The following is a 17,010-nucleotide window of genomic DNA, read 5'->3' on the forward strand; positions in this document are numbered from 1 at the left end:
ACCAGCCGCGATCGGCGTAGCGCTGCTCGGTCGGCAGATCCGGGATGTTGATCCCCACCATCGCCTCCCCCAACCCCCGCGACACCTTCGCCAACACATCCGGATCGTCGTAGAACGTGGTGGCCTTCACGATCGCCGCCGCCCGCTGCGCCGGATCCCCCGACTTGAAGATGCCCGACCCCACGAACACCCCCTCCGCACCCAACTGCATCATCATCGCCGCATCCGCCGGCGTCGCGATCCCCCCCGCGGTGAACAACACCACCGGCAACCGCCCCGCCCGGGCCACCTCGGCCACCAACTCCACCGGCGCGGCCCACGCCTTGGCCGCCCCGAACAACTCCGCCCCGTCCAACCCGCCCAACCGGCGAATCTCCCCCCGGATCGCCCGCATGTGCCGGGTCGCCTCCACGATGTTCCCGGTCCCGGCCTCCCCCTTCGACCGGACCATCGCCGCCCCCTCGGCGATCCGCCGCAACGCCTCCCCCAGATTCGTCGCCCCACACACGAACGGCACCGTGAACGCCCACTTGTCGATGTGATGCGCCTCGTCCGCCGGGGTCAACACCTCCGACTCATCCACGTAATCCACCCCGAGCGCCTGCAGCACCTGCGCCTCGACGAAATGCCCGATCCGCGCCTTGGCCATCACCGGGATCGACACCGCCTCCACGATCCCGGCGATCATGTCCGGATCACTCATCCGGGCCACCCCACCCTGCGCCCGGATATCCGCCGGCACCCGCTCCAAGGCCATCACCGCGACCGCCCCGGCATCCTCGGCGATCTTCGCCTGCTCCGGAGTGACCACATCCATGATCACCCCACCCTTGAGCATCTCGGCCATACCGCGCTTGACCCGTGAGGTGCCTGCCACGGGAGCTGAATCGCTAGACATCGTCAACCTTTCGAGAGGGGGTGCCGCCGGTCAGCGGGCACGATCATGGTTCGCCGGACACCGGGCACGGAGCCGACGTGCAGAAGGCCCCCCAGCAGGAACCTGGAGGGCCTTCCGCGTCTCTGGGGTCAGCTGGTGGCGAAGCTCAACGCCTGGTCGAGGTCCCAGAGGATGTCGTCGATGTCCTCCGTGCCGATGCTGAGCCGCACGAAGTCCGGCGGCGCACCCGCCGCGATCAGCTCCTCCTCGGTCAGCTGGCTGTGCGTGGTGCTGGCCGGGTGAATCGCGAGGCTCCGGACGTCACCGACGTTCGCGACGTGCTTGAACAGCCGCAGGTTGTTGATGAACTTCTCGCCGGCTTCCTTGCCGCCCTGGATGCCGAAGCCCATGATCGCGCCCGAACCGAGCGGCAGGTACTTCTGCGCCCGGGCGTGGCCGGGGTGGCTCGGCAGGCTGGGGTGCTTGACCCAGCTCACCGCGTCGTGCTCGCTGAGGAACTTCGCGACGGCGACACCGTTCTCGACGTGGCGCTTCATGCGCACGTCGAGGGTCTCCAGGCCCTGGATCGTGGTCCACGCGTTGAACGGCGACTGGCAGGCACCGACGTCACGCAAGATCTGGACCCGGGCCTTGATGATGAACGGGGGCAGGGGGAGGTCGGCGTACACCAGGCCGTGGTAGCTCGGGTCCGGCGTGGTGAACTCGGGGAACCGGCCGCTGCGCCAGTCGAAGTTGTTGCCGTCGACGATGATGCCGCCGATCGTGCTGCCGTGACCGCCCATGAACTTGGTGGTGCTGTGCAGCACGATGTTCGCGCCGTGCTCGAACGGACGGCACAGGTACGGCGAGGCGAAGGTGTTGTCGATCATCAGCGGGATGTTGTTCTCCCGCGCGATCGCCGACACCTCCTCGAACGGGAACACGCTGATGTCCGGGTTACCCAGGGTCTCACCGTAGATGATCTTCGTGTTGTCCTGGATGGCCTCCGCGAAGCTGGAGGGCTCGTCCGGGTTGACGAAGGTGACCTCGATGCCCATCCGCTTCAGCGTGTACTTGAACTGGTTGTACGTACCGCCGTAGAGGCGGCTGCTGCTGACGATGTGGTCACCGGAGTTGCACAGGGTCAGGACGGCCATGGCCTGGGCACCGTGCCCACTGCTGGCGGCGAGGGCGGCCGCGCCGCCCTCCAGGCTCGCGACCCGCTGCTCCAGCACGTCCACAGTCGGGTTCATGATCCGGCTGTAGATGTTTCCCAGCTCGCGCAGCGCGAAGAGGTTGGCAGCGTGCTCGGTGTCCCGGAACTGGTAGCTCGTGGTCTGGTGGACGGGGATGCCGAGGCTCCCGGTCGCCGAGTCGGGCTCCCAACCGGCGTGAATCTGCCTGGTCGCGAATCCCAGGGTTCGATCGCCTTCCACTTCCTCGTTCTCCTCTCATTAGGCCTCGGGGCATGAGGACCCAACTCAACACGACCTGCGGTCCTCGTCGTCATTTCGGGGCGTGCGTCTGCTGTGATGGCGACCGCGGAGACGGAATCTCCCGTTCGACCCCGTATCGAAGTTGCTGTTTGCCTCCCAGGCGACAACGGAGTTGTCCGAGCGAGGCCCTGTAGAGCCTCGCAGACCACGACCACAGGCAGCCCCACCGGGGGCGTCCCCGCGCCACAGACCAACAGTCCGGTGATCCGTACAATTGGACACAGTACGGGGCCGTGATGGCCACCACAAGGTTCTCCTGACTGCCATCGCCCAGTCCGGTGAACCGCGAGCCGCGGCTACCCGGACGCTCGGACCTTACTCAAACCTCCCCACACCGCTCGCCGCGCACCCCGTTGACCGGGACGCCGTCGCCGATCCGGCTGCGCCGCAGTCACAGCGCGCCCGAACCAGCGTGTCGTGCCCCACCTTGGGTGATCAAAAGCCCAGGTCAGACCGGCAAGGAAGGTTTTGAGAAGGTTCCTTTGCCTATGATCTGCAACACACGACCCGGTACCCTCCGGTCTGTCGTCGGATCGACCCGGCTGGAGGTGCAGCCCATCCCGTTCCCCTGGACGCCGCGCGCCAGGTCACAGTTCCGCGCGGCACGGCAGTGAGCGCTGTTGATCGTCGGCAGCAATGCGCGTCGATAGGGAGCCCATCCCCTCTCGACACATCACATCGGACGCAGACTGGACGGAGCACTCGCGATGGACGTGGATCTCGGATTCGACAAGGGGAAGCTCGGATCGCTGATCAACCGAGTGAAGGAGGAGCCCGAAAAGGGGCAGACCGTATGGACCGCGACGACGCGGTGGGACAAGGGCTTCCGCAGTGAGGCGACGATCCGGTCGCACACCGTGCCGATGGACGAGCCGATGCAGCTCGGAGGGTCCGACACCGCACCCAACATGGTCGAGATGGTGCTCGGCGCCTACGGCTGCTGCCTCACCACTGGGTTCGTCGCGAACGCAGGCATGCTCGGGATCGAACTGGAGAGTGTCGACATCAACCTGGCCGGCGACCTCGACCTTCAGGGCTTCTTCGGCCTGAAGCCCCCGGAGGAGTGCCCGCCCGGGTACACCGAGGTGCGAGCGGAGATCAACCTCAACGCCCCGAAGGCCACCGAGGAGCAGCTCAAGCAGCTCTATGACTCCGTCATCGCCACCTCTCCGGTCGGCAACATCATCACGCGACCTGTGAAGGTCGTCACCGAATTCAAGTCCTGACCGCTCCCTGAAGTAGGGCCCCGGCCGGATCGACGGCCGGGGCCCTACTTGTGTCCGGGTCCCGACGCTCGATACGTACATTTAGACATATGACCGCCGCCGCTTCAAGCCTCGCTGCGCTTCGATCCGGGTGAGCATTCAGATGAGATGATCTTGGACGTGGTTGTTCGCCGGTGAGTCGATCGGCTTCCGGTGGCGGTCCGTGCGACGCGGTGAAGGCGGGTCAGGCCGGTGCGGGGTCGGGTGGCATCCAGGGTCGGCCGAGGATCGCCTGGCGCAAGGCGGTGATCATGTTGTGGCCGTGTTCGGCGGCGGTGGAGAGGTAGCCGCGGATGGTCTGGCGGTCGCGGGCGCGTTCCTCGCTGGTCAGCCGCCCGGAGACGTTCTGCTGGACCTTGGCCGGTCGCAGGTCGCGCTCAGCCTGGTTCGAGGTGGGCGGCACCTTCAGGTCGTGGGCGAAGCGCAGCATGTCGGGCCGGGGTCGCGTAGCACCTCCAGCAGCACGCGGGCCTTGCGGTCGCCGGGGCCGCGGGTGTCGGACAGCCCGACCAGCACTCCGTGCCGGAACCGGGTGAGCGACTCGTCGCGGACCTCGTCGGCGATGGCAGGCAGGCCGTGCTCGCGGGCCAGGTTCGCCTGATGGATCAGCCCGCGCAGGGCGTCGGCGGTCTGGACCGGCCAGACGGCGTCGGGGTAGACCTGCGCGGCGTCGTCGAGATCACGCAGGAGATGAGCACAGCAGAGCTGGTGGACCAGCGTCCCCAGCTGCGCGGAGTCGTAGTCGGCGTAGCCGGTCGTGCACGACGACGGAGCCGGCGAGATCGGCGAACACGAACGCCTTGAACGTGTCCAGAGACCGGTCCCCGGGGAGGTAGTGGGTGTAGAGCTCGGTGCAGCCGGGCACGACCCCCACCGACGGCGCCGCCCCGGTCAGCGACTCCAACACCTCGACCACGCGGTGCGCGGGCACGAAATGCACCACCATCGGATACACCGCAAGGCGGGCCAGGTTCGGGCCGTACCCGCCCGGCCCGGGCCGGCGCCCTCGGGCCGGGAGGCGGTGTGCACCGCCCCGCAGCCGCACGCCACCCGGTGCAGGTCGTACTGGGTGATCTTCAAGCTGAATGGTTACCGATCCGGGATCGGGAATCCGCGAGCCCGCCGGGCGCCGCGCCCGGCCGGGTTGCCTCGAGTAGCGAGCTCATCCGCGGGATCGGAGGCCGCCGTTCCTGCCGAGGGTTCCCGCCGCCGTTCTCGACGCCCACGGCCGTGACCGTCGGGAACGAGCCAGGGAGGTTGCAGGGAGGATCCAGCCGTTAGGGTGTGGCTCCCGACACACCGAAGCTGGCCCATGGCGCTCCGCCCGGAGCGCCATGAGAGGAACAACGACCATCCCCCGGCTTTCCTGGCACGGGTAGTTAGTCGACGAGACCGCCACCGACTGGGTGCGCGGAGATGGATCTCGCCATTCGGTGTTCGTCAGCAATGTCGTCAATGTCGTCGACCATCGGGAAGGCGCATACCGAATATGAGTGCTGCTGACCTTCAATCATCCATCCACCCGGAAACCCCCGTCTCCGAACCGCAGCTCAAGTACGCCCGCTCGCGGTCCGTGTGGGAGGGCAAGATGAAAAGCCGCCTGCAGATCCGACACTTCCCCAACTTTTACACAGGAGAGCCCGAGCACGTGGGCGGGGATAATTCGGCGCCCACCCCCATGGAGGTTGTGATCGCCTCCTTCAACGGCTGCCTGACGATCGTCATCGAGCTGGTGGCAAAGGAACTCGGGGTACCACTCGAGGCCATCGAGATGGAGACCGAGGGCGCCATCGACCAGCGCGGGGTGTTCGGCACGGCGCCGGTCTCCCCGCACTTCAGCCGGGTCGTCAACCGCACCCGGGTGCGCACGCCGGCCGGCCAGGAGGACCTGGACGAGATCCGGCGCAGGGTCATGCGCCGGTGTCCGGCGTTCAACCTGATCAGGGACGCCGGGGTGCCGATCGAGCTGGATTGGACCGCGGAGTCCGCGGCGTCGGAGTCCCTGCGCGGCGATCGCTCACCGGGAGCGGCGCGATGACCGCCGCGGGGGCGTGGACCCTCGGGCTCGCGCTCGTCTACACGCTGGCCCTGATCGCCGCGGGACAGGTCGCGAAACGCCGGGCCGGACGCGGTGACAGCTATTTCGTCGGCGGCCGGCAGTTCACCGCGCTCACCGTCGCGCTCTGCGTCACCGGGCTGTTCTCCGGATCCTCCTTCATCGCGATCCTGGAGCTGAGCTATCACACCGGGATATCGGCGATCTGGTACGGAATCGCCGAGACGGTACAGATTCTGCTGATCGCGCTCGTGTTCATCGGCCCCTTCCGCCGGCGGATGGTGGTCACGATCTCGGGAATGATCGGCGACCGTTTCGGCCGGGCCGCCCGCGGCGTGGCCGGGGCGATCACGGCGTTTGCGTTCCCGATGTGGTCGGTCGCGACCGCCATCGCGTTCGCCTCCGCCCTGCACGCCTTCACGGGTTTGTCGATCCACATCGCGGTCGTCTTCACCGCGCTGCTCCTGCTGCTCTACCTGTCCTCCGGCGGGATGTGGTCGATCGCGTTCACCCAGGCGGTCAATTGCGTGGCCTTCCTGCTGATGCTCCTGGTCGGGCTGGTCGCGTTTTTCATCGAGCCCGGCTGGGGCGGCTTCATGGCCGCGGCCGCGAGCCGACCGGAGTCCTTCGACATGGGGGCGGTCGGGCTGCCCTTGATCATCGCCTGGTTCGGCACGTTCATCGTCAACGTCATCCTGGCCCAGGCGACCTTCCAGATGGCCGGCTCCTGCAAGACCCCGGCGGAGGGCAGGCGCGGCCTGCTGCTCGCGGCCCTGTTCGGGGTCCCGCTGATCATCGGGGCCGTCGGCTTCGGGATGGCGGCGGAGTTCGTGCTGCCCGACCAGCAGCTCGGTCTGGTCGCGGTGCCGCTCTACATCTCCCAGGTGCTGCCCGCCCCGCTGGTCGGGGTGTTCTTCCTCGGCGTGTGGGCGTGCACCCTCGGCTGGGCGGCGCCGTGCCAGTTCTCCGGGGCGACCAGCCTCGGCCGCGACGTCGGCCAGGCGATCAACCCCAAGGCGAACGGCAGCGACCTGGTCCGCTACACCCGGTGGTCGCTCATCGCGATGACCGGTCTGATGATCGTCTTCGGGTTCCTCCGGACCGAACAGTCAGCATGGTGGAACGTGCTGGCCTGGACCCTGCGGAACGGGGCGACCTTCGCCCCGGTGCTCGGGGTGCTGCTGTGGCCGCTGGCGACCCGGCGGGCCGTGCACGCCTCGCTGATCACCGGGTTCCTCACGGGGATCCTCTGGTACCAGCTGGGCGACTGGCGGCCGGACAGCTTCTTCCTCGGCGTGCATCCGGTCTGGGTGGGTATGAGCGTCAACCTCTTCACCATGGTGGCGGTCACCCTGCTCGGGACCGGCGGGTCGGCGCGGCTCGGGGCGGAGAGCCCGGCCAGGCGCAGGGCCGGTCTCGGCTCCCTCGCCGCGTCGGTGGCCCTCGCGCTGGTGACCGGGTTCGGCTGGACATGGCTGCACCCCACCGGGATGTCCGGGCTCGCGGTGTTCTGCGTGCTCGTGACGGCCTCGCTGGCCGCCTTCCTGCTCATCCGGCGCGCGGAGGAACCGCCCGCGGACGTGGCGCCGGTCGAGAACGCGGCGCCCGCGGCAGGTGCCGTGACCTGACCCCGGGTGCGGTGGCCGCGCGGGATCTCGCGCGGCCACCGCACTTCCCCCGGACAGCTTTCCCGGATTGGATGGCGTGACCCCGAGAGACGTGAGGTGCGGTGGCCGGCGTCATGAGGATTCACATCGATCTGCTCGGCGAGTTCACGGTGCGAGTGGGCCGCCGGACGGTCCAGGACGCCTGGGAGCAGCGGCGCGCGCTGGACCTGGTCAAGGTACTCGCGATGGAGCCCACCCATCGGCTCCACCGTGAGCAGGTGGTCGAGGCGCTGTGGCCGCATCTGGCCGTCGAGGCCGCCTTCGCCAACCTCCATCGCGCCGCCTCCCACGCCCGCACGATCCTCGGCGCCAAGGAGTCGGTCGTGCTGCGGGCCGGCCACGTGCAGCTCTGGCCGGACGCGACGATCTCCACGGATGTCGAGCGGTTCGTGGCGGAGGCCGAGCAGGCCCTGCGCAGCGGCAGCCCGCAACGGTGCGTCGCCGCCGCGGCGCGCTACGGCCCCGGCCTGCTTCCCGGCGACGTCTATGCGGAATGGACGGCGGCCGCCCGGGAACGGCTGCGCCGCCTGCAGTTGCAACTGCTGCGCCGGGCCGGCCGCTGGGAGGACGTCGTCGAGCACGAGCCCGGCGACGAGGAGGCCCACCGCGAGCTCGTGCGCGCCATGGTCGCGGACGGGCGCAGGCACGCGGCGCTGCGGGCCTGCCAGAACCTGCGTGCCGCGCTGGCCGAGCTGGGCCTTGCGCCGAGCGCGGAGACCGTCCGGCTCTGGCGCGATCTGTCCCTCGTCGCGACGCCGATCGCGCCGGTGGTGCAGGACCGAGCGCCGATCGTGGGCCGGGAGCAGGAGCTCGCCAGGGCGCGGGCACTGCTGCACCATGCGGGACGGGGCCGGGCAGCCACCCTGCTCGTCGCCGGTGGAGCCGGAATCGGAAAGACGCGATTCTGCGAGTCGCTGCTCGCCTATGCGGGTGAACGCGGCTGGACCACACTGCACGGCGCCGCCAACCGGGCCGAGGGCGCCGCACCATGGGCGGCGGTCGCCGAGGCGTTCGATCGGCTGCTGATGCAGCGACCCGACCTCGCCGAGACCCTCACCGCACCGGCCAGGGAGGGTCTGGCCCAGCTGTTCGGGCGGTCCACCGCGCCCCATCCCGGGGGCCGTCCCCTGCTACCCGGGCGGCAGCCGGTCCTCTCGGCGGTCATGCAGTTGCTCAGCGGGGCCGCGCGGGAACGCGGCGTCGTGTTGTGGATCGACGACGTGCACGAGGCCGACGAGGCCACCGTACAGCTCCTGCACTACCTCGCGCGGGCCGTCCGCAGCGAACGGGTACTGATGGTGCTCGCCCATCGTCCCGAGCGACTGTCCCCGAGCGCGGCGGCGGTCCGGGCCAGCCTGCTGGCCGGGCAGGGTGCCACGGAGCTCGAGCTCGGCCCGCTGTCCGAGCCGGAGACCCGGGTGCTGGTGGACCGCCTCGCCGGTCGGCGCGTGCCCGATGCCGCGGTAGCCGCCGTCCACCGGCTCGCCGAGGGCAACCCGTTCTTCACCGAAGAGCTCGCGGCGGCGATCCGGCCCGACGGATCGCTGGAGATGTCCCGGCGTCTCTACGAGATCGTGGACGGCCGCGTGGGGGCGCTCGAACCGGGCCTGCGGGCCGCGCTGCAGAGCGTCGCCGTCGTCGGCACCCAGTTCACCGCCGACGAGCTGGCGGATCTGGCGGGGCTCGACGAGGCCGACGTCCCCGCCACGCTCGACGCCGCCCGGCAGGTCGGCATCATCGTCGAGTCCGCGGAAGGCTACCGGTTCCGGCACGCCCTCTACCGGGACGCGCTCGTCGCCCTGCTCCCGCCGCACCGCCGCCGGGCGGCCCACCGACACACGGCCGACACCCTGGCCGCGTGCCGGGCCGCGCCGGGGCGGGTCGCGCACCATCTGCTCGCCGCGGGAGCCGGAGACGAGGCCGTCCCGTGGCTGGAGCGGGCCGCGCGTGACGCCGCCGCCGCAGGCGCGGTGGCCGTGGTCCGCGGTCTGGTGGAGCGTGCGCTCGCGAACGCGCCGCGCCGTCCATCGTTGCTGGAGCTTCGGGCGGACTGCCTGTTCGCCTCGGGGACGCCGTCGTCGCTGGCCGCCTACAGCGAGGCGATCGCGGCGGCCCGAGGTCGCCGCCGCCGCGGCCTGCGCATCCGTCAGGCGCGCGCGGCGGTCGTGCTCGGGGATGTCGCCACCGCACGCCGTGCCCTCGAGGGACTGGTCCCCCAGGGCGCCGTCGAGACGGTCCGGCTGCTCGTCGCGCGCGGCTACGTCGCGCTGGCCCAGGCGGATCTCCCGGCCGCCGAACGCGACGCCACCGCGGCGCGGCGGATCTCGCTCGACGAGGGGCTGGTCGTCGATCTCACCGAGGCCGCCACGCTGCGCGCACTGGTCGCGCACAGCCAGGGAACCTGGCCGAGCCAGATCGAGGCCGACCTGCTCGACACCAGCCGCACGCCGCAGCTCGCCGCGAGCATTCACGACGGGCATCTCTGCGTGGTGGAGCACTACCTCTACGGCGACCGGTCCTACCAGAAGCTGATCACCTTCGCCGAACGGCTGCGGGAGACCGCGCGGCGCAACGGCGCCGAACGGGGTGAGGCGTTCGCGACGCTGGTGTTGGGCGAGGCCGAGCTGCTCGCCGGGCGAGCGGGCACCGCCGAGACTCACCTGCGGGAGGCCGTTGAGCTGCACCGCCGGATCGGGTCGTCGGCCGGTGAGGCGCTGGCGCTGCAGCGACTGGCCGAGGCGAGCCTGCTGCGCAACCGACCCGAGCAGACGGCGCAGGCCAGGGCGCTGCTGGTCCGGGCCCTCGATCTGGCGCGGGAGTCGTCGCTACTGGTCCGGCACCTGCTGCCGCGCATCTACGGCACCATGATCCGGGCCGCGAGCGGGCGCCACGATGCGCTCGCGGTCATCGACGAGGCCGAGTCGGCGACGGCCGAGGCCCGGGAGGCCTGCCGGATGTGTGCGATCACCTTCGCCGTCCCGGCCGCCTTCGCCTGCGTGCGCGCGGACGCTCTCCAGCGGGCCCGGCACTACCTGGCCGTGGCCAGGGATGTCGCGCCGCCGCTGGGCCGGGCCCAGGCGTGGAACGCGGCGATCGCCGAACTCGAGGCGGCGCTGGCCACCGCGGAGGGGGATAGCGCGGTGGCGGTGAACCGGTTGCAGACCGCCGCGGACCTGTTCGCCGCCGCGGGCCAGCTCCGCGACGCGCGACGCTGCCTCGGTGGGCTCGCGCTGTCCGGATAGCGGCCCACCCCCACCGTCAGCCACCTCCGTCGAGTACCAGACCTGCACCATTGACATAGGACGCAGCCGCCGACGAGAGCCAGAGCACAGCGTTGGCAACTTCCTCCGGAGTCGCAACGCGGCCGGCGGCCACACCGTCTCCGAACACCTCCACGAGCCCCTCGTCGCCGCCCACCATGCGGTCCAGCATGGGCGAGCGCACCGCACCGGGGCAGACCGAGTTGATCCGGATCCCCTGCCGCGCGTACTCCTTGGCGGCAGCCTTCGTCAGGCCCATGATGCCGTGGGCTGCAGCGCAGTAGGACGAGTACCCGGGGAACCCGACGAGCCCCCAGTTCCCGGCCATGTTGACCACGGCGCCGCCGCCATCCTGCCGCGTCATCTGCCGCAGCTCGTACTTCATGCACCGCCAGACGCCACTGAGCTTGGTGTTCACCATGCCCAGCCAGTCGGCCTCGTCGATATCCGCGGTCGGGGTCGCCGGCCCGTCCCAGCCGGCGTTGTTGAACGCGATGTCGAGCCGCCCGTACTCGGCCACCACCGTGCTCACCATCCTGCTCACGCTGTCCGGATCCTGCACGTCCGCCGGGAGGTACCGGGCGGATCCGCCCGACCGGGTAAGCAGACCGACGGCCGCTTCCCCGGCCGCGGCGCTGCGGCCCGCGACCACGACCATCGCACCGGCCCGGACGAACGCCTCGGCCGTGCTGAGCCCGATCCCCGCGGTACCGCCGACGACCAGCGCGACCTTGCCATCCACGCCATCCACCGTTGCCACGGAACCCCTCTCTTGGTTTCATCCGGCTCGTGCCGGGCGCCGACCGGCCCCTCAGTAAGCCATCCGGTACAGCACGCGGGCGAGCATGGTGGCCCCGCGGACGCAGTCCTCGAGCGGGGTGTACTCCGCCTCGCAGTGCGACCGGCCGCCGACGCTGGGCACGAAGATCATCGATGTTGGGACGTGCCGGGCCCACAGCTGGCTGTCGTGCGCCGCCCCGCTGGGCAACGACGACCAGCTCACCCCGCTGTCGTCGGCGGTGTCGGCGAGCAGCTGTTGCAGGCCGGTATCCATCTGGGCCGCCGGTTCCTCCCAGCGGTCGGTGATCTCCACAGCCAGGCCGTGCCGGTCGGCGATGATGCGGCAGTGTCCGGCGATCTCGGTGAGCAGCCGGTGCCGCACCGGATCCGACGGGTGCCGCAGGTCGAGGCTGAAGGTGGCCCGCTCCGCCACGGTGTTCACCGAGCCCGGCAGCACCTGCAGCTGGCCGATGGTGGCAACCGCGGGGCTCCCGGAGCACCGGGTGACGTCGTCGATCATCAATGCCATCGCCGCGGCGCCTTGCAGCGCGTCCCGGCGCCGGTCCATCGGCGTCGCCCCGGCGTGGTCGGGCCGGCCGCACACGGTCAACAGCTGGTGGCGCAGGCCGGCAATGCCGGTGACGACGCCAATCTGCACACCGGTGTCGTCCAGCACCGGTCCCTGTTCGACGTGGAGCTCGACGAAGTGGTCGACATCGCGGCGCGCCGCGGTCGGCACGCGGGCCGGATCCAGTCCCACCCGGGTCATCATGTCGGCCACCGCGATCCCGTCGGCGTCGGTGAGCTGGGCAGTCTCCGCGGTGCTGGTCAGGCCGAGCATTCCGCGGGAACCGAACAGGTTGCCGGCGACCCGGCTGCCTTCCTCCTCGCAGATCGCCACGACCTCGAGGGAGCGTCGGGGCCGCCCCGCCCGTTCCTTCAGCGCGGCCAGCGCGGCGATCCCGCCGATGATGCCCAGCGCACCGTCGTACTTGCCGCCGGACCGGACGGTGTCGATGTGCGAGCCGGTGAGGATGGTGCGCTCCCCGTCGGTCGTGCCCGGTAGGCGCCCGAAGACGTTGCCCACCGCGTCCCGGCGGACCTGCAGGCCGGCGTGGCGCATCCACCCCTCGACGAGGTCGGTGGCCGCGCGCCACGCGTCGTCGTAGAGGAAGCGGACGAGGCCACCACCGGGCCCGCGGCCGACCACACCGAGCCGCTCGATCCGGTCGCCCATCTCCGTCGACGACACCGCGATGTCGTTGATCGTCGTCATCCCGCCCTGTCTCCTCATCCGCCCCGAGCGGTTCACCTGATGCCCAGGAACTCCAGGACCACGTGGTCGTGCTCCTCCGGGTTCTCCCACTGGGGCCAGTGCCCCGCACCCTGCACGACGTGCAGTTGGGCGCCGGGAATCAGCTCAGCGAGTCTGCGGGCGGCGTCGACCCCGTGGAACGGGTTGTGCTCGGTCCACAGCACCAGGGTGGGCGTCCCGATGCCGCGCAGGCTGTCCTCGTCGAAGAGGTAGGGGTCCATCTCCGGGGAGAACACGTGCTCGTAGTAGGTCGTGAGCGCCGTGCGCACCTCCGGCCGGCTCCAGAGCTTCAGACGGAGCGCGACGAGCTCGTCGGTGACGTGGGCAGGGTCGTGCACGAGCCACTCGAGCCGGGACCGCAGCGCCGCCTCGTCCAGGTTCCGCAGGCCTTCGATGGACCGTGCGCGCAGGTCCGACAGGTCCGTGCTCCGCTCGTCCACCGAGTCCGAGTCGAACCGCATACCCCAGGCGGTGTTCAGGATCAGCCGCTCCAACCGGTCCGGGTAGTTGATCGCCATGTCCAGGCCGATCCAGGCTCCCAGCGACTCGCCCTCGACACTCGCCTTGTCGATGCCCTCGCAGTCCATCAGGTGCAGGATCTGCTCGGTGAACTGACGCAGCCAGTTGCCCTCGCGGTACGCCGGCGTGGCCGAGAGGCCGTGCCACAGGAAGTCCGGGGCCAGCACCCGCAGCTTGCTGCCCAGATGCACGAGGTTGCGGCTGTAGGTCTCGGCGTGGCCGCCGCCGCCATGCAACAGGATCAGCGCATCGCCCTCACCCGCCTCGAGGACCCGGCTGCGGAGGTCGGGGTCCCGGCCCACGTAGCGGGTCTGCGTCCCGAGCAGGTCGTAATGGATGGTGCGCACGATGAGCTCGCCTCTCGAATGGTCGGATTCAGCCGGTGGGCAGCGGGCGATGTCCCCAGAAGGAGATCGACCGGTACTGGTCGACGTCCCAGGTGGCGTCGTCGACGAGCCGGCCACCGGTCCCGAACTCGATGTCGAAACCGGACGGGGTGCGCAGATAGAACGACACCATGCGGTCGTTGGTGTGCCGGCCCAGGCTGTACGAGATCGGGACCTCGGCCTGGACGCAGTCGTCGTGCGCCCGGCCCACGCTGTCCAGATCCGGCACCTCGAGCATGAAGTGGTGGAACTCGCTCTCCTCGGTGTCCGGCGCCGACCGCAGCAGCGCCACGGTGTGGTGGCGTGGGTTGCAGCGCAGGAAGATCGCTTCCATGCCGCCCGTGGTGATGTGGTCGCTGACTCGGAAGCCGAGCTGGTCCTGGTAGAAGCGCAGCGTCTGCTCGTACTTCGGGGTCGCGATCACCACGTGGCCCAGTCCCAGGGCGCCGCTGACGAATCCCGGTATCCCGAGCGCGGAGACGAACGGCCGCTCGTCTCCGGTGGGGCCGTAGTAGAACTCGACGCGGTACCCGGCGGGATCCACCGTGTGCGACAGGCCGAGCACCTGACGGTCCGCGAGCTCCTCGGCCGTGCCCGCGACGACGTGGTGGCCGGCGGCCCGGAGTCGTTCGACGAGCTCGGTATGGGCCGCGGCATCCGCCACCTCGAAACCGAGGTAGTCGATCCGCTCGGCGTCGCTCGCCTGGATGGCGATGCGGTGGCTGCGGTCGTCGATGCGAAACCGCAGCCTCTCCGGCGATGAGCCGACCGCCGGCTGGCAGCCGAGCCGGTCGACGAGCAGCCTCTGCCAGGCCGCGGTATCCCGGACGGCCAGTCCCAGGTAGCCCAACTGTCTGACGATCACAGGTGAAACCTTCCGATCTGTGGCTGGCGACAAGGTCGATCCCGGCGGCGGTTCACTCCTCACTGGACACGAACCGCTCACTGTGGATCTGCTCCGCGGGCAGGCCGAGACCGCGGAGGCGGTGCCGGGCGGCGTCGATCATGCCTGGAGGCCCGCACAGGTAGGCCGTGGTCCGCTCGCCCACGTCCTGCGGCTCGATCAGCGACACCGGGGTTCCCACCCGGCCGGTCCAGGTTCCGGCGGCGCTCGGCTCCGTGATCGCCAGCCGGGCCTCCATCCGCGGCATCCACAACGGGCGGAGACCGACCTCCTCCGCATAGTAGAGGTCGATCTCCGTCCGGCAGGCGTAGCACAGGGTGACCGGGGTCCGCCTGCTGCCCTGTTCCCGCAGATGGTCGATCATCGAGAGGATCGGTGCGAGGCCGGTGCCACCGGCCACGAACAGATGGTGGTCCTTGCCGGGCCGCAGGACGAACGACCCGTAGGCGCCGTCGACCTCCAGCTGCGTGCCCACCGTGCAGCCGTCCCGCAGGTACGACGAGAACCGCCCGTCAGGCAGCAGCCGGACGTGGAACTCCAGGTCGGAGCCGTTGTCCGGGGGGCCCGCCATCGAGTAGGAGCGCCACTCGTGGGTGCCGGGAACCCGGATGCGGGCGTATTGGCCGGCCCGGAACCCGAGTGGCTGCCCCTCGATCCGCACCCGCAGCCCGAGCACGGTCTCCGACAGCGGAACCAGTTCGGTGACAGTGGCGGTGTGCACCTTCGGCCGGTCACCGAAGAGGACGTCGCTGGGGTAGGGCAGCTGGAACTCGGCCGGGGAGTGCAGCAACGTCGAGCAGAGCAGCCGTCCCCCCTCCCGGTACTCGCTGTCCAGCAGGGCGCTCGCCCGGCCGGGGACCGTCTCGGTGTGCCCGTCCCGCAGCTGCGCCACGCAGGTCCCGCAGCTTCCTGACTGGCACTGCGAGGCCAGCCCGATTCCCGCGTCCAGGGCGGCTTTCAGTACGTTGCACCCGGACGCGACGTCGACGGTCTCGACGTGCCCGTCGGAGAACCGAAGGCTCGCGTTGTACATCGTTTCGGACTCCTCCGAGGGGAATCGGGCCGGCCGGCGGTGTGGGTCCGGGTTACTCCGCGAGCTTCGGGCTGGGGTTGCGCTGCGGCTTCTGGATCTCACGAGCGTGCCGCGAGACCAGCTTGCGCCAGGCCACGATGATCGCGTCCATCCCGCAGAGCTGCTCGTCGTCCCAGCCCGGGCCGCCCTCTTCGTAGAAGTTCTCCATCGCCTCCCGGGCGAAGACGTCGTCGGCGTTGAACGCGATCAGCGCCTGGTCGCGCCACAGGTAGTCGAAGTCGTACTGGAAGCGCTTGCGCTCCTCCTCGGTGCTGGCCTTGGCCGCGATGACCGACCAGTACTCGTGGGTCTTGTCATCGATCGGGACGAACCACTCGTATTGCGCCAGCCCGTATGCCGGCCAGTTCTCCACCATCAGCACACCGGGCAGATACATCGAGGTGCGCAGCCCCACCGTCGGGTTATTACCGGCGGCCTTGATGTTCAGCCGCTCATTGGCCATCACCAGGTCATAGAATCCCGAGTTCCACTCGTTCATCATTCCCTTCGGGCCATCCTCGTCCTCATACGCGGTGATGGCCCGCGGATCCGTCGGGTTGATACCGAGCGGCAGGGCCGTGTCCCGTGCGAGCACGATTGCGGCGTCCCGGTGCAGCATCTGGTGTCCCGGGTCGAAACCGTTCTCGACGCCGAGCCGCCAGTTCGCGTTCGCGGTTCGGCGGACACCCAGGATCATCGTGTCGGTGTCCAGCGGGTGCGCCACCGGGTGCACCGGGTTCTCCAGCTTCGGGGGCAGATCGAGCCGCAGCTCAGGAATCGGCTCGTATCCCGGCTCACCCACGAAGACATAGATGAGGTTGTTGACCTCCTCGACCGGAAACACCTGGATTCCCGTCGTTCCGACGATCTCGTCGTCGGGTGCCGCGATGATGGTCTCCAGTCGGCCGGTCTCCATGTTGTAGGTGTAGCCGTGGTACCAGCAGGTGATCGTGTCGTCGGTCAGGCACATCGGCCGGATCGACATCCTCACCCCGCGGTGCACGCACTGGTCGCGCAGCACGTGGACCTTTCCGTGCACTCGGCGCAGGATCAGCGGAACACCGCAGATGGTGACTCCCTTGACCTCGTTCTCACCGAGCTCGCTGCTGAACAGTGCCGGATACCAGTGGTTGAGCAGCCCCCATGACGCCTTCAGGTACGGCTCGTACTGGCGCTTCGACACCTTGCTCACCGCGCTACCGACGTCCATCGAGTTCGCCACCGACATCGCACACGCCCTTCCGATTCATGTCCTCGTCGGCCGCTTTGACGGCCGATCCGACCTGCACCCATCACAACCCGAACAGCGATACGCCCACCAGTGGCCTGATGACCTGACTTGGCCCCGCCCAGGTGGCCGCTGGGCTCCGCACGCGACTGGCCATCTGGCCACGCTCGCCGTTCCCCTTCGCC

General features: G+C 69.8%; 14 protein-coding genes. 4 read left to right on the forward strand and 10 right to left on the reverse strand.

Annotated elements, in window-relative coordinates:
• Positions 1-898, reverse strand: an 898-nt coding sequence (gene pdxS / locus G567_RS0111935) for a pyridoxal 5'-phosphate synthase lyase subunit PdxS (protein WP_028930168.1), incomplete at its 3' end; no start/stop codon positions are given.
• Between the two features lie 128 nt (positions 899-1,026).
• Positions 1,027-2,313, reverse strand: coding sequence for an O-acetylhomoserine aminocarboxypropyltransferase/cysteine synthase family protein (locus G567_RS0111940; protein WP_037056977.1), 1,287 nt, complete (start codon positions 2,311-2,313; stop codon positions 1,027-1,029).
• A gap of 767 nt (positions 2,314-3,080) precedes the next feature.
• Between G567_RS0111940 and G567_RS0111945 the strand changes: the two genes are divergently transcribed.
• A complete protein-coding gene (locus G567_RS0111945; protein WP_028930170.1) occupies positions 3,081-3,599 on the forward strand; it encodes an OsmC family protein in 519 nt (172 codons plus the stop codon).
• Positions 3,600-3,822: 223 nt separating this feature from the next.
• On the opposite strand, the gene G567_RS36170 is transcribed toward G567_RS0111945, so the two are convergent.
• Entirely contained in the window at positions 3,823-4,281 is a 459-nt protein-coding gene (locus tag G567_RS36170) for an IS66 family transposase (protein WP_261763832.1), read from the reverse strand.
• Between the two features lie 36 nt (positions 4,282-4,317).
• Positions 4,318-4,584, reverse strand: a complete 267-nt coding sequence (locus G567_RS32025) for a hypothetical protein (RefSeq protein WP_147201023.1) — start codon at positions 4,582-4,584, stop codon at positions 4,318-4,320.
• A gap of 642 nt (positions 4,585-5,226) precedes the next feature.
• Between G567_RS32025 and G567_RS34825 the strand changes: the two genes are divergently transcribed.
• The 3 genes from G567_RS34825 (at position 5,227) to G567_RS32035 (ending at position 10,603) form a co-directional block, all read left to right on the forward strand.
• The gene (locus tag G567_RS34825) at positions 5,227-5,676 is read left to right on the forward strand and encodes an OsmC family protein (protein WP_261763830.1); all 450 of its coding nucleotides are present in this window, start codon (positions 5,227-5,229) and stop codon (positions 5,674-5,676) included.
• Entirely contained in the window at positions 5,673-7,322 is a 1,650-nt protein-coding gene (locus G567_RS0111970) for a sodium:solute symporter family protein (protein WP_028930172.1), read from the forward strand. Before G567_RS34825 ends, G567_RS0111970 begins: the two co-directional genes overlap by 4 nt.
• A gap of 113 nt (positions 7,323-7,435) precedes the next feature.
• Positions 7,436-10,603, forward strand: a complete 3,168-nt coding sequence (locus G567_RS32035) for an ATP-binding protein (RefSeq protein WP_147201022.1) — start codon at positions 7,436-7,438, stop codon at positions 10,601-10,603.
• 16 nt (positions 10,604-10,619) lie between these two features.
• Here G567_RS32035 and G567_RS0111980 read toward each other — a convergent pair whose 3' ends face one another.
• The 6 genes from G567_RS0111980 to G567_RS0112005 are packed head-to-tail and all read right to left on the reverse strand — an operon-like array spanning position 10,620 to position 16,807.
• The gene (locus G567_RS0111980; protein WP_037056982.1) at positions 10,620-11,372 is read right to left on the reverse strand and encodes an SDR family NAD(P)-dependent oxidoreductase; all 753 of its coding nucleotides are present in this window, start codon (positions 11,370-11,372) and stop codon (positions 10,620-10,622) included.
• A 60-nt stretch (positions 11,373-11,432) separates the two neighbouring features.
• Positions 11,433-12,677 carry a M20 family metallo-hydrolase gene (locus G567_RS0111985; protein WP_028930174.1) on the reverse strand — a complete coding sequence of 415 codons (1,245 nt, stop codon included), beginning with the start codon at positions 12,675-12,677 and terminating at the stop codon, positions 11,433-11,435.
• Positions 12,678-12,709: 32 nt separating this feature from the next.
• A complete protein-coding gene (locus G567_RS0111990) occupies positions 12,710-13,582 on the reverse strand; it encodes an alpha/beta fold hydrolase (protein ID WP_051232854.1) in 873 nt (290 codons plus the stop codon).
• A 28-nt stretch (positions 13,583-13,610) separates the two neighbouring features.
• Positions 13,611-14,486, reverse strand: a complete 876-nt coding sequence (locus G567_RS0111995) for a VOC family protein (protein WP_028930176.1) — start codon at positions 14,484-14,486, stop codon at positions 13,611-13,613.
• A 52-nt stretch (positions 14,487-14,538) separates the two neighbouring features.
• Positions 14,539-15,558, reverse strand: a complete 1,020-nt coding sequence (locus tag G567_RS0112000; RefSeq protein WP_028930177.1) for an FAD-binding oxidoreductase — start codon at positions 15,556-15,558, stop codon at positions 14,539-14,541.
• Between the two features lie 52 nt (positions 15,559-15,610).
• Positions 15,611-16,807 carry a Rieske 2Fe-2S domain-containing protein gene (locus G567_RS0112005; RefSeq protein WP_028930178.1) on the reverse strand — a complete coding sequence of 399 codons (1,197 nt, stop codon included), beginning with the start codon at positions 16,805-16,807 and terminating at the stop codon, positions 15,611-15,613.
• Positions 16,808-17,010 lie beyond the last annotated feature (203 nt).

This window comes from Pseudonocardia asaccharolytica DSM 44247 = NBRC 16224 (assembly GCF_000423625.1).
Classification (GTDB): domain Bacteria; phylum Actinomycetota; class Actinomycetes; order Mycobacteriales; family Pseudonocardiaceae; genus Pseudonocardia; species Pseudonocardia asaccharolytica.

Coding starts and splice junctions, on each gene's coding strand:
- G567_RS0111945 (WP_028930170.1), top strand. CDS start 3,081: ATGGACGTGGATCTCGGATTCGACAAGGGGAAGCTCGGATCGCTGATC.
- G567_RS32025 (WP_147201023.1), bottom strand. CDS start 4,584: ATGGTGGTGCATTTCGTGCCCGCGCACCGCGTGGTCGAGGTGTTGGAG.
- G567_RS34825 (WP_261763830.1), top strand. CDS start 5,227: ATGAAAAGCCGCCTGCAGATCCGACACTTCCCCAACTTTTACACAGGA.
- G567_RS0111970 (WP_028930172.1), top strand. CDS start 5,673: ATGACCGCCGCGGGGGCGTGGACCCTCGGGCTCGCGCTCGTCTACACG.
- G567_RS32035 (WP_147201022.1), top strand. CDS start 7,436: ATGAGGATTCACATCGATCTGCTCGGCGAGTTCACGGTGCGAGTGGGC.
- G567_RS0111985 (WP_028930174.1), bottom strand. CDS start 12,677: ATGACGACGATCAACGACATCGCGGTGTCGTCGACGGAGATGGGCGAC.
- G567_RS0112000 (WP_028930177.1), bottom strand. CDS start 15,558: ATGTACAACGCGAGCCTTCGGTTCTCCGACGGGCACGTCGAGACCGTC.
- G567_RS0112005 (WP_028930178.1), bottom strand. CDS start 16,807: ATGGACGTCGGTAGCGCGGTGAGCAAGGTGTCGAAGCGCCAGTACGAG.